Source organism: Paenibacillus sp. TCA20 (genome assembly GCF_000732325.1).
Lineage (GTDB): Bacteria > Bacillota > Bacilli > Paenibacillales > Paenibacillaceae > Paenibacillus > Paenibacillus urinalis.
In genome coordinates this window covers 176,235-189,030 of record NZ_BBIW01000001.1, presented here as the reverse complement: position 1 = coordinate 189,030, position 12,796 = coordinate 176,235, and the positions used below count along the sequence as shown (strand labels likewise).

Genomic DNA, 12,796 nt, shown 5'->3' with positions numbered 1-12,796 from the left:
ACCTTCATGCCAACTAACTTACATGCTCACTCTGGCAATCGGCGGCAGGTCCTCCGGTTGCTTCTGTGCTTTTGGATAGGTTAGAATGATGAGATATAAGAAAATTATGACAAACGAAAAAGGGGTTTTGGAACTTGACTAAAGCAGGATTTGAACGTGGCAGCAATCAGCATATTCGCATACACGTGCTGCCTACCAAGCGTTTTAAGACGTTTGCCATATCCCTCTACGTAGGGACTCCTCTTAAAGAAGATACAGTTACCAGCACAGCGCTTATTCCTTTTGTGCTTCGCAGAGGTACCGAATCCTATCCGGAAACCATTCAGTTCCGTGAGCAGCTTGAGGAGCTGTATGGTGCAGGCTTTGGTTTTGACGTATATAAACGAGGGGATCATCAAATTATCCAATTCCGAATGGATACCATTAATGACTCCTTTGTGCAGAGCAGTGAAAGCCTCCTGGATCGTTCGTTCTCCTTTTTGGGTGAAGTTGTAACAAATCCAGCTACAGAAAATGGAAAGTTTCGCTCCTCTTATGTTCAAGCGGAACGTGAAACCGTACGCAAGCGCCTGGAATCCATCGTTAATGACAAGATGAGATATGCAGCTGAACGCTGTATAGAAGAGATGTGCAAGAATGAACCTTACCGGCTGCATCCATTGGGTGAACGCTCAGAGCTGGATCAGATTAATGCGGCAACCCTATATACTTCATACGAAGAATGGATAAATAATGCTGGAATGGACTTGTATGTTGTCGGGGATACGACACTTGAAGAGGTAGAGGGCCTTGTCCAGAAATACTTCCAGTTGAATCGGGATCATTCTTTTGAGTACAAGACAGAAACAGGTCATCATGATCGCCGTGATGTTCAGACTGTGGTGGAAAAATTGAATGTAAGCCAAGGCAAGCTTAATATGGGCCTGAGGACCTCGATTACATACGGGGATGATCAGTACGCCTCCGCATTGACTTATAACGGAATATTGGGTGGTTATCCCCATTCCAAGCTCTTCGTTAATGTTCGAGAGAAGCACAGCTTGGCATATTATGCCTCCTCTAGATATGACGGTCACAAGGGTATTGCAACCATCCAGTCAGGGATTGAAATTCCGAATTATGAAAAAGCAGTCGAGATCATTCATCAGCAGCTTGCCGATCTAAAAGCAGGAGTCATCAGCGACTTGGAGCTGAATCAGACCAAGGCTATGATCCGTAATTTGCTGAGAGAAATTCAAGATTCTGCGTTTGAGATGATCTCGTATGATTTCAATCGGGTATTATCCGGTAAGGAACGCACGACGCAGGAGCTGCTGGAACAGATCGAGGCATTATCCAAGTCAGATATCCAGAAGGCAGCGGATACGTTTGAGCTGGATACGATTTATTTCTTGAGAGATCAGAAGGGGGAATGACCGGTGGAGAGCATACGGTATGAACACCTGCAGGAAACTTTGTATTATGAAGTGATGGACAACGGACTCTCCGTATATGTACTCCCGAAGCCGGGCTTCGAGAAGACCTATGCTACATTTGCGACAAAGTTTGGATCAGTGGACAATCACTTTAAAGTAGAAGGTAAAGAGGAACAGCGCGTTCCAGATGGAATTGCCCATTTTTTGGAGCATAAGATGTTTGAAGAGCCGGAAGGCGATATCTTTGCTACCTTTGCTTCGAACGGAGCTTCCGCTAATGCCTTTACAAGCTTTGATCAAACAGTATATCTGTTCTCAGCCACGGAGAATGTCAATAAAAACATCGAGACTTTGATTAATTTTGTACAAAATCCGTACTTCACTGATCAAAATGTGAATAAAGAAAAAGGGATCATTGGTCAGGAAATTAATATGTATCAGGATAATCCTGACTGGCGAGTTTATTTTGGATTAATTGAAGCCATGTTCCAGAAGCACCCGGTTCGGATTGACATCGCGGGTACCGTTGAATCCATCAGCACGATTACGAAGGAAACGTTGTACGATTGCTATAATGCATTTTATCATCCTAGCAACATGCTGTTATTTGTTGTAGGGGGTGTGGATGCAGGTGAAGTATTGGACCTTGTAAGAAATAATCAAGCAGGCAAAGATTATGACAAGCAAGGAAGAATCGAGCGCCTGTTTGAACAAGAACCGACGGAAGTCGGAGAGAAGCGGCGTGAAGCAAGACTGGCGGTTTCACTTCCTAAGTGCTTGTTCGGCTTCAAGGAGGCTACAAAGGGACTGCAAGGAGAAGAGCTTCTGCGTGAAGATCTAACAACGAGATTGATGATGGATTTGTTGTTTGGCTCAAGCACAGAGCTGTATCAGAAGCTGTACGATGAAGATTTAATATCTGACGGCTTTGGTCACGAGTATAACAGCTCACCGCAGTATCGATTCTCTGCCATCGGCGGGGACACCAAGGATCCGGATCTGCTGCTCTCCCGAGTGCGTGCGGAAGTCGAAGAGATCCAGAAGAGCGGCTTTGATGCAGCTCATTTTGAACGCACACGTAAAAAGAAAATGGGTGGTTACCTTCGAATGCTGAATTCACCCGAAAGTATTGCACATGAATTTACCCGTTATCAGTTTAGAGGCGGGGACTTATTCAACGTGCTGCCGATATATGAGTCGATTACACTGGAGGATGTCAACAGACGTCTCAAAGAGCATGTGAATTGGGAGCAGCTAGCCGTGTCATTGGTGGTGAGTCCTTAATGGAGAGAGAAACCGGATCCTTCATGAAGCCTATTCTGGAGACTACGGTTCTGGTTACAGGAGCAAGCAGGGGAATTGGAGCATCCATCGCAGAACGATTTGCAAGCATTGGAATGAATGTAGTCATTCATTACATGAACTCTCATGAGGCTGCGAATGAAGTGGCGAGACGCTGTATGGATCACGGCGGCAGAATTATGACTGTATCTGCTGATTTGCGGAGCAAGGAACAGATTGAGCGAATGTATGAGAAGCTTAAAGCTCATAACATGCTGCCTGATATTCTCGTGAACAATGCGGGAGTAAGTCATTATGGCTTGCTGAGCGATGTGTCTGAGGAAGAATGGGACGCGGTTATGGCGCTCAATTTAAAGGGTGTGTTTTTGTGCACCCAGATGTTTATGCCGCACATGATATCGCAGCGTTATGGACGTATTATTAATGTTTCTTCGATATGGGGAATATCAGGTGCCTCCTGTGAGGTGCTTTATTCCACAACAAAGGGCGGCATCAATGCCTTCACCAAAGCACTAGCTAAGGAGCTTGCTCCTTCAGGCGTTACCGTTAATGCGGTTGCGCCAGGCGCTGTAGAGACTGAAATGATGCAGACGTTTGATGCGGATGAAATCAAATCCATCGAAGAGGAAATTCCGGCAGGCAGGCTGGCGAAGCCGGATGAAATCTCTTCGCTGGTTTACTTCCTGGCCCTGCCGGAATCCGGCTACATTAATGGTCAGATCATATCGCCGAACGGCGGCTGGCTGACATAAAGCGGTTGTATAAACTAACCAGTATATAAGAAACTTCATTTGCTCATATTAACTACTGCCCACTTTTAAATCTCATGCTTTGTGCAAAGGAGGATTTAATAATGTCAACAGTAGTGAGTAACTATGATGCATGGAAGAAGTTTCTAGGTGAGCGTGTCGTGCAAGCCGAAAAATTGGGGATGAGCCAAGATGTAATTAACAAATTGGCTTATGAGATTGGTGATTTCCTTGATGAGAAAGTCGATCCTGCTAACCAATCCAACCGCGCATTAAAAGAACTGTGGGATGTGGGCGATGATGAAGAACGTCGCACCATCGCAAAACTTATGGTCAAATTGGCCAAGAAAAATGCATAACTCATGCATAGGAGAGCTCCCGTAAGGGGGCTTTTCTCTAATTGTTACATTCGTGTTCTTGTAATTCATTTTTATTTTATATATCATAAGTAAGACCCGTGTTTGATGGATGTCAGATGCAACATTTTTATATAAAAATGTGCTGATTATGTCGAATGATGAGGAATAAGGCTTCAGAGGTGTTTAAATGGAGTACAAACAGTGGTATATGGAATATAAAATACATAAGAACAGACCCGGTCTATTAGGTGACATTGCTTCCATGCTGGGTATGCTCGAAGTGAACATTTTGACAATAAACGGAGTCGAGGGCAAGACAAGGGGTATGCTTCTTGAATCCGACGACGATGAGAAAATAAAGCTTCTTGGAGAAATGCTCAAGAAGGTTAACAATATTACGGTGACAGCGCTCCGTGCTCCGCGACTTGTTGACATTCTGGCCGTGCGTCACGGCAGATATATCGATCGCGATTCGGATGATCGTAAGACGTTCCGTTTTACCCGTGATGAGCTGGGACTGCTTGTGGACTTTTTGGGTGAAGTATTCAAGAGAGAGGGTAATCAAGTCATTGGTCTTCGCGGAATGCCGCGAGTGGGCAAGACGGAATCCATTATTGCTGGCAGTGTCTGTGCAATGAAGAGATGGACGTTTGTTTCTTCTACGCTCCTTCGTCAAACGATTAGAAGTCAAATGTCGGAGGACGAGATGAATCCGAACAATGTATTTATCATTGATGGTATTGTGAGCACAATAAGATCTAATGAAAAGCATTATAATCTCCTGCAGGAAATTATGAATATGCCGAGCACCAAGGTTATTGAGCATCCTGACATTTTTGTTCAGGAATCTGAATATGACTACAATGATTTTGATATTATTATTGAGCTTCGGAATAATCCGGATGAAGAGATTTTATATGATACATTTACTGCAAATTATACAGACGATCTATAAGATTAAATGACAATTTAAAGAAATGTGTTTATATACATGCATCTTAGCGAATACGAAAGAATGAGGAGGAATTGGCATGTCTGAACTGGGTCAGCAGTTGAAGGAGGCCCGGCTGCAAAAAGGATTGAGTCTTGATGACGTTCAAGAGATGACTAAGATTAGAAAAAGGTATCTCGAAGCGATTGAATCGGGTGACTACAAAGTGCTGCCAGGCAGCTTCTATGTGCGGGCGTTTATTAAAACCTATGCAGAGACGGTGGGCTTGAATCCTGAGGAGCTGCTGGAGGGTCACAAGAAGGATGTTCCTGCTGCGGAGCAGGAAGCCACCATGGAACCTGTCATGCAGAAGCGTTCCAGCCGTCCGCAAGCAGAACGGAACAATAAATGGCTGTCTATTGTGCTGCCATGGACTTTTTTATTCTTAATTTTGGTTCTTATTTATATCTATTGGGTGCCTAACCTGAATCAGGCAGATGATTCAAACGAGCCATCTACAGAACAAACGGATAACCAGCCTTCAACGACTACACCTGAGCCAGATGCTGGTGAAGATGCGGAAGATCCTGGATCTGAAGTAGGCGGTGGCGATCCGAACGGTGAGGAGAATCCAGACGCAACAGCACCTGAAGAAGGGACAGGCCAGGAAGAAGAACCTGTGGACGAAGAACCTGTAGAGGATGTTCCCGTGACCGTTACAGAGAGCGGCACTTCAGGCAACATTACCATTTTTGATGTGACCGGCGGAAGTGCGGAAGAACCAATTACCGTTGAAGTTAAGGCTTCTGGTGAGAGCTGGCTCGAGATGTACAATGGTCAGAATTCAAGTGGTGAGCAGCTAGTGTCTGGCTTAACGGCTGCTGGAGACAATCATAGCTTCGAGTTGACCTCGGAAGGGATGTACATTAAGTCAGGCTATGCCCCAGCGACAGAAATCACTGTAAATGGTCAAGTGGTGACGGACGGCAAGACAACGAATCGTATTTTACTTCAGCTAGCTGAAGGCGAAAATACGGGTTCAACACAAGATGGTACGAACAGCGATAGTGAACCGGGCTCTGAAGACGGTCAATAAAATAGGTCTCATCGAACATGTACAGCGCATTCGCTGTACATGTTTTTACGAGATATCGTGTAGGACATACCTTAAACGCCATGATTAGACTTCACATGTATTGTTTTAATATAATGGTACACAAGGTCAAATTACATCGAAGGGAAGTGTTTTTAACATGAGTTCAGAAAGTTCATTTGATATTGTATCCAAACTCGACTTGGCAGAATTAACGAACGCAGTTACACAAGCAGAGAAGGAAATAGGGAGTCGTTATGATTTTAAGGGAAGCAAGAGCAGCCTGAAGATTGAGAAGGACGCACTCATCATTGTTTCGGACGATGAATATAAGCTAAATGCAGTAATTGATGTACTGCAATCCAAGATGGTGAAGAGAGGTCTGCCTCTCAAAAATTTGGATTACGGCAAGATAGAGCCTGCTTCGATGGGAACGGTAAGACAACGTCTTGGCTTCAAACAGGGGATTGACCAGGATAATGCGAAGAAGATTAATATTCTGATTCGTGATTCCAAACTGAAGGTGAAGAGCCAGATTCAAGGAGATCAAATCCGTGTAACCGGAAAGAGTAAAAATGATCTTCAAGCGATTATTCAATTGCTGCGTTCAAGTGATCTTCCATTGGATCTGCAATTTACGAATATGAAGTAAACGGCTGTTCCTGTTACGCTATCGCCTATGTAAATGATGCAAATGATGCTGTTCAATTGCGTTCCTCTTAACGTATGTCTTTTTTGACATGTAAATTGGGGTATAATATACTCGGTGGGGACTTATAAAGACACGAATGTTTGTTATTAATATTACATATCTCAGGCAAAAAAGACTTGGAGCAGGAAGATGCTTGTTCCTAATAGTACGATGTAAAGGGGAGGCGCTTTTTTTTAGAATTTACCTAACCGGATTACACTGGCAAGAATTTTTATGATTCCGGTCATGATGGTGTTCTTGCTTGTTGATTTTGATATGTATCCATCACCGATTCAGATCGGGGATTATACATTGCCGTACAACCAGCTCATTGGAGCGATTATATTTATTATTGCGGCAAGCACGGATGGTATTGATGGATATATAGCCCGAAAGCATAACCTTGTTACTAACCTGGGCAAGCTTCTCGATCCACTTGCAGACAAGCTCCTTATTACTGCGGTGCTCGTATCTCTGGTGGAGATGGGGAGCATTCCTTCGTGGATTGCCGTTGTTATTGTGAGCAGAGAGTTTGCCGTTACAGGTCTTCGACAGATCGCTCTGCTTGACGGCTCTGTCGTTGCTGCGAGCGCTTGGGGAAAGATCAAAACCATTGTTCAAATCGTGGCCATCTCGCTGCTGCTGCTGAACAATTTCCCGTTTGCCTTTATCGGAATACCGATGGATACCATATTAATATGGCTGGCAACCTTGATTACGATATACTCAGGTATTGATTATTTCGTGAAGAACAAGCATCTGCTAACCCAGTCCAGAGCGTAATAAATGACAAAAGCAATAGGTGATCCTATTGCTTTTTTTGAAAATTTTATTCAAAGTTGTAATCATGAATCCAAGAAGCGGCTTCTAATATAGAAGCTATCCGACACAGTGGAAATGGGGGCATCGTTATGAAAGCAGAAATTATTGCAGTAGGCACGGAGCTGTTGCTTGGGCAAATTGTAAATACGAACGCGCAATTTTTATCTAAAGAGCTGGCCGCGATCGGTATTGATGTCTATTTTCAAACAGTGGTTGGTGATAATGCGCTGCGGATGAAGCAGTCGATTGAGACGGCACAAAGCCGAGCCGATATCATTATTTTCTCGGGCGGAATTGGTCCGACACAGGATGATATTACAAAAGATGTTGTAGCTGAGCTTCTGGGCAGAGAGCTTCATATTGAACAGCGGTCTCTGGATAAGATTGAGCAAATGTTTACGAGCCGCGGAACGCTGATGACCGAGAACAATAAGCGTCAAGCGACATTAATAGAAGGGGCCACTCCCCTTACGAACGAGACAGGGCTTGCTCTCGGAAATGCGATATTTCAAGATGATCATTATTATATTATTTTGCCGGGACCTCCTAAAGAGTTGAAACCTATGTTCTCAGATCATGCTGTACCATGGCTTCAGCAGCATGCGCTTACCGGCGAGATGCCAATCTACTCTAAAATGCTGAAGTTTGCGGGGATCGGTGAATCTATGCTGGAGGATAAGCTGAAGGATCTTATTTCGGCACAGACCGATCCGACGATTGCTCCTTATGCTGGAGAAGGTGAAGTGACGGTTCGTATCTCTACCAAAGCCGGAAGCGAAAGTGAAGCCATGGTCAAGTTGAATGAGCTTGAAGTGCAGATTCAACAGCGTCTGCCAGAGCATTTGTATGCAAGCCATGATATTCCTATTGAACATGTCATTGTAGAGATGATGGCGGACCGTGAACTGACCCTGGGGGCTGCAGAGAGCTGTACAGGCGGCCTGCTCATGGAGCTGCTGACATCCATACCGGGGAGCGGGACCATGCTTCGTGGCGGGATCGTGTGCTATACAAATGAAATGAAGGAGAAGCTGCTGAATGTTCCCCATGCATATTTAGAAGGGGAGGATGCTCCTGGCGCGGTTAGCCCCGAAGTGGCTAAAGTGCTTGCAGAGCAGGTCCGGATGATAACCGATGCTGATTATGGATTGGCGGTTACGGGAGTAGCTGGCCCTGGTTATTCAGAGCGCAAGAAAGTTGGCCTTGTATATATCGGCATAGCGGAGCGTGGGGGAGAAACTGAGATCCACGAGCTTAACTTGAGCGGCAACCGGGAAACCATTCGTATTCGTTCAGCCAAAACGCTGCTGTACCGTTTATGGCGTAAGCTTGTTGAGAACGAGAAGCTGGATTGACACTACGGTAGACTGGTGTTCTAACCGTTTGACGATCAGCGAGGGAAGCAGTATACTGTATATATCGGAAGAACCGAAGCGAACTCGTTTTGCGGTGGTTCTTCCTTTTTTATTTCATTATTCAAATATGAAAGTCAGAGAGAGACAGGTGGGCGCCCGCTCCTCCAAAAAAAACCGAATGTATGTTCTCAAAAAATGCTTGGCAAACGACCATAAAGAGAGTATCATATACTTATAAACAAAGAAGGATGTGAGTTTATTGTCAGATCGTCGTGCTGCGCTGGATATGGCGCTCCGTCAAATAGAGAAGCAATTTGGTAAAGGTTCAATTATGAAACTGGGTGAATCAACTCACATGCAAGTCGAAATTGTACCCAGTGGATCAATTGCTTTGGATATTGCACTAGGAACCGGCGGTTTCCCTAGAGGCCGGATTATTGAAATATATGGACCTGAATCTTCTGGTAAAACAACCGTTGCACTTCATGCTATTGCTGAAGTACAGAAGCAAGGTGGACAAGCTGCATTTATCGATGCAGAGCATGCTCTTGATCCGCAATACGCTAGAAAGCTTGGCGTTAACATTGATGAATTGCTGTTGTCCCAGCCTGACACAGGTGAGCAAGGTCTAGAGATTGCAGAGGCGCTCGTAAGAAGTGGCGCGGTTGATATCGTTATTATTGACTCTGTAGCTGCACTCGTGCCAAAGGCAGAGATTGAAGGCGATATGGGCGATTCCCACGTTGGTCTTCAAGCACGTCTGATGTCTCAAGCTCTTCGTAAGCTGTCTGGTGCGATCAGCAAATCCAAGACGATCGCGATCTTTATTAATCAGCTTCGTGAGAAAGTCGGCATCATGTTTGGTAACCCAGAGACGACTCCTGGTGGTCGTGCTCTTAAGTTCTACTCCACTGTACGTCTTGACGTACGCCGTGTAGAGAGCATCAAGATGGGGAACGATGTTGTCGGGAACCGGACTCGGATTAAGGTCGTGAAGAATAAGGTTGCTCCTCCATTTAAGCAAGCAGAAGTTGATATTATGTATGGTGAAGGAATTTCCAGAGAAGGAAGTTTGCTCGACATCGCCACAGAATACAACATCGTGGATAAGAGTGGTGCGTGGTATTCCTATAACGGTGACCGTTTAGGCCAAGGACGTGAGAATTCGAAGCAGTTCTTGAAGGAGAATCCTGAGCTTACACAAACTATTGAGCTGAAAGTGCGTGAAGCAAGCAACTTAACAACGACGGTTCCAGCTCAGTCTGATGCTGAGAAAGCGAAGGAAGCTGAAGAAGAACAGGAATTGTTCGAAATAGAATAAAAGTATTCTTTTGATTTTCTGTAAACCGCAGCTCACTTTGATCTGCGGTTTTTTGTCTAGTTATACAGATACACCACAAATTTAGTAATGAGGGAAGTGAGAGACACAGGATGAATGACAATTACGAGCAGGATATGAACCAGGACATAGAGCAGGGTGTCTCCCATTTTCCTAATGAATCACTAGAGATCACTCGAGTGGAGAAGCTGCGAGGGCGTGAAGCGAGGTATATGATATCGTTTGGTCCGTATGAGTTGTCTGTATTAGAAGACGTAATGATCAAATACCGAATGATCAAGGGGAATTCATTTCACAAGACGGAGCTTGAAGAAATTGTTATAGCTGATGAGAAGCAGCGAGCTTATGTACAAAGTCTAAAATTCCTTGAACGGAAGCCGCGGACAAGGCACGAGATGGCACAGAAGCTGAAGCAAAAGGAATATGTGGACTCAATAATTGAAGAGGTATTATCAAGGTTGGAGCGAGAGAGGCTGATTGATGACGCATTCTACGCAAAAGAATGGGCCATACAGCGTATTTCCAACCACCGAAAGGGGAAACTGTGGGTAGGGCAGGAGCTTCGGCAGAAAGGAATAGCCAAAGAACATATTCAGCTTGCTCTTGGAGAAGTCAGTGTTGAGGAAGAATGGGACAGCGCGATGACTGCTGGACGGAAGAAGTGGGATCAGATTAAAGGGGATGTGCTCGAGAAGAAGCGTAAAACCTACCCCTTCTTAATGCGCCGTGGATATTCTGGAGAGGTAACAAGGAAGGTAATAGGGCAGCTTCAATCACAGTATACGGATGAGTATACAGGGGAAGTCGATGAAGAGGATATATTGGACTAAGAAGGTCCATAGCATAAAAAGCGCATTCTCTTGACAATTTCTTAACACGAATACTAAAATGTACATGAGTCCCATATGCGAATAAGTATTTTTTCCTTCCAAAAAAATCCTTTGTTCGACCTTCGTATGGTCCACTCGTTTAATGATGTAAGACCATTGCTTTTGTCGATGGTAATATGTACATGCCCTGCGTGTACAACAAGAAGACGGTGATTGCGACCGTTTCCATTTTTATTTTTGTAAAATGTGTAAGATTTGAACACAACAATTGCAAATATCCCAAGGAGAAATCCCTTGGAGGAATCAACGAGGAGGTGAACATAATGGGTGTAGACATCCTGATTCTCGTTGTTGCCGCTTTAGCTACTGGGGTTATTGGGTTCCTTGCCGGATATTTTATTCGCAAATCTTTAGCTGAGGCTAAAATTTCTAGCGCGGAAGAAGCTGCTGTCCAAATCGTAGAGAATGCGAGAAAGGATGCAGAGGCGCTGAAGAAAGAAACGGTACTGGAAGCAAAGGACGAAGTCCATCGTGTACGTACCGAAGCTGAAAAAGACATTCGTGAGCGTCGAAATGAAGTTCAACGACAAGAAAGACGATTGTTGCAAAAGGAAGAGTCGCTGGATAAAAAAATGGAGTCCTTGGAACGCAAAGAAGAACAAGTGGCCAACAAAGAGAAACGTATTGATGAAACACAGCAACAAATTGAAATGATCTACAAGAGTCAGGTCACTGAGCTTGAGCGAATCTCTAATCTGACGATGGAGGATGCGAGAAGCATCATCTTATCTAACGTAGAGCAAGAGGTTCGACTGGAAACAGCTCAGATGATTAAAGAGATTGAACAGCAGGCGAAGGAAGAAGCTGACAAGAAATCTCGTGAAATTATTACCTTGGCGATTCAGCGTTGTGCAGCAGACCATGTTGCGGAAACAACCGTATCTGTTGTAACACTGCCTAACGAAGAAATGAAGGGCCGTATTATCGGTCGTGAAGGCCGTAACATTCGTGCTCTTGAAACCCTTACTGGGATTGACCTCATTATCGATGATACACCGGAAGCGGTTATATTGTCCGGATTTGATCCGATTCGCCGTGAGATTGCCCGCACCGCCTTGGAGAAATTGGTGGCTGATGGACGTATTCATCCAGCTCGAATTGAAGAGATGGTTGAGAAGTCTCGCAAAGAGGTGGATGAACGTATTCGTGAATATGGAGAACAAGCTACTTTCGAAGTGGGAGTACATGGTCTTCATCCGGATTTGATCAAAATTTTGGGCCGTTTGAAATTCCGTACAAGTTATGGACAGAACGTACTGAAGCATTCGATGGAAGTCGCATATTTAACAGGGCTTATGGCTGGAGAGCTTGGCGAGGATATCGTGCTTGCTAAACGTGCCGGGCTCCTTCATGATATCGGTAAAGCACTGGATCACGAAGTGGAAGGCTCACACGTGGAGATTGGTGTGGAGCTGGCGAAGAAATACAAAGAACATCCGGTTGTAATCAACAGTATTGCCTCTCACCATGGAGATGCGGAAGCAACTTCAGTGATTGCGATGCTGGTGGGTGCAGCGGACGCTCTGTCAGCAGCAAGACCAGGGGCACGTCGTGAAACGCTCGAAACCTACATCAAGCGTCTGGAGAAGCTCGAAGCGATCTCAGAATCGTTTGAAGGTGTTGAGAAATCATATGCGATTCAAGCTGGACGTGAGATTCGTGTTATGGTTCAGCCGGACAAGATTGATGATGCAGAGTCATTCCGCTTAGCTCGAGATATTTCCAAAATGATCGAGAATGAGCTGGATTACCCTGGACACATCAAGGTTACGGTCCTTAGAGAGACACGTGCAGTGGAATATGCGAAATAAGGATTATGCATAATCCTTGAATAAGAATGAACGTCAGAA

General features: G+C 44.7%; 11 protein-coding genes and 1 pseudogene. All 12 read left to right on the top strand.

Annotated elements, in window-relative coordinates; genetic code table 11:
* The first annotated feature begins 134 nt into the window (after positions 1 to 134).
* The 12 genes and pseudogenes from yfmF to rny all read left to right on the top strand — a co-directional run bounded on the left by yfmF (position 135) and on the right by rny (position 12,757).
* Positions 135 to 1,415, top strand: coding sequence for an EF-P 5-aminopentanol modification-associated protein YfmF (gene yfmF, locus TCA2_RS00830; protein WP_047909660.1), 1,281 nt, complete (start codon positions 135 to 137; stop codon positions 1,413 to 1,415).
* 3 nt (positions 1,416 to 1,418) lie between these two features.
* Positions 1,419 to 2,699, top strand: coding sequence for an EF-P 5-aminopentanol modification-associated protein YfmH (gene yfmH / locus TCA2_RS00825; RefSeq protein WP_047909659.1), 1,281 nt, complete (start codon positions 1,419 to 1,421; stop codon positions 2,697 to 2,699).
* Entirely contained in the window at positions 2,699 to 3,469 is a 771-nt protein-coding gene (ymfI, locus tag TCA2_RS00820) for an elongation factor P 5-aminopentanone reductase (RefSeq protein WP_047909658.1), read from the top strand. The genes yfmH and ymfI overlap by 1 nt, the downstream gene beginning before the upstream one ends.
* 101 nt (positions 3,470 to 3,570) lie before the next feature.
* Positions 3,571 to 3,825 (top strand): DUF3243 domain-containing protein, encoded by a 255-nt coding sequence (locus TCA2_RS00815; RefSeq protein WP_047909657.1) that lies wholly within the window; start codon positions 3,571 to 3,573, stop codon positions 3,823 to 3,825.
* Positions 3,826 to 4,012: 187 nt separating this feature from the next.
* Positions 4,013 to 4,780 carry a DUF3388 domain-containing protein gene (locus TCA2_RS00810; RefSeq protein WP_047909656.1) on the top strand — a complete coding sequence of 256 codons (768 nt, stop codon included), beginning with the start codon at positions 4,013 to 4,015 and terminating at the stop codon, positions 4,778 to 4,780.
* 76 nt (positions 4,781 to 4,856) lie between these two features.
* Positions 4,857 to 5,852: a RodZ family helix-turn-helix domain-containing protein gene (locus TCA2_RS00805; RefSeq protein ID WP_047909655.1), complete on the top strand. Its 996-nt coding sequence runs from the start codon at positions 4,857 to 4,859 to the stop codon at positions 5,850 to 5,852.
* Positions 5,853 to 6,009: 157 nt separating this feature from the next.
* Positions 6,010 to 6,501 (top strand): YajQ family cyclic di-GMP-binding protein, encoded by a 492-nt coding sequence (locus TCA2_RS00800; RefSeq protein WP_047909654.1) that lies wholly within the window; start codon positions 6,010 to 6,012, stop codon positions 6,499 to 6,501.
* A gap of 237 nt (positions 6,502 to 6,738) precedes the next feature.
* Positions 6,739 to 7,323 (top strand): annotated as a pseudogene (gene pgsA, locus TCA2_RS00795) (CDP-diacylglycerol--glycerol-3-phosphate 3-phosphatidyltransferase); the annotation flags it as partial.
* Between the two features lie 128 nt (positions 7,324 to 7,451).
* Entirely contained in the window at positions 7,452 to 8,717 is a 1,266-nt protein-coding gene (locus TCA2_RS00790) for a competence/damage-inducible protein A (RefSeq protein WP_047909652.1), read from the top strand.
* Between the two features lie 259 nt (positions 8,718 to 8,976).
* Positions 8,977 to 10,038 carry a recombinase RecA gene (recA, locus tag TCA2_RS00785; protein ID WP_047909651.1) on the top strand — a complete coding sequence of 354 codons (1,062 nt, stop codon included), beginning with the start codon at positions 8,977 to 8,979 and terminating at the stop codon, positions 10,036 to 10,038.
* Positions 10,039 to 10,148: 110 nt separating this feature from the next.
* Positions 10,149 to 10,886, top strand: coding sequence for a regulatory protein RecX (locus tag TCA2_RS00780; protein ID WP_047909650.1), 738 nt, complete (start codon positions 10,149 to 10,151; stop codon positions 10,884 to 10,886).
* Between the two features lie 323 nt (positions 10,887 to 11,209).
* The gene (gene rny, locus TCA2_RS00775) at positions 11,210 to 12,757 is read left to right on the top strand and encodes a ribonuclease Y (RefSeq protein WP_047909649.1); all 1,548 of its coding nucleotides are present in this window, start codon (positions 11,210 to 11,212) and stop codon (positions 12,755 to 12,757) included.
* Positions 12,758 to 12,796: the final 39 nt, after the last annotated feature.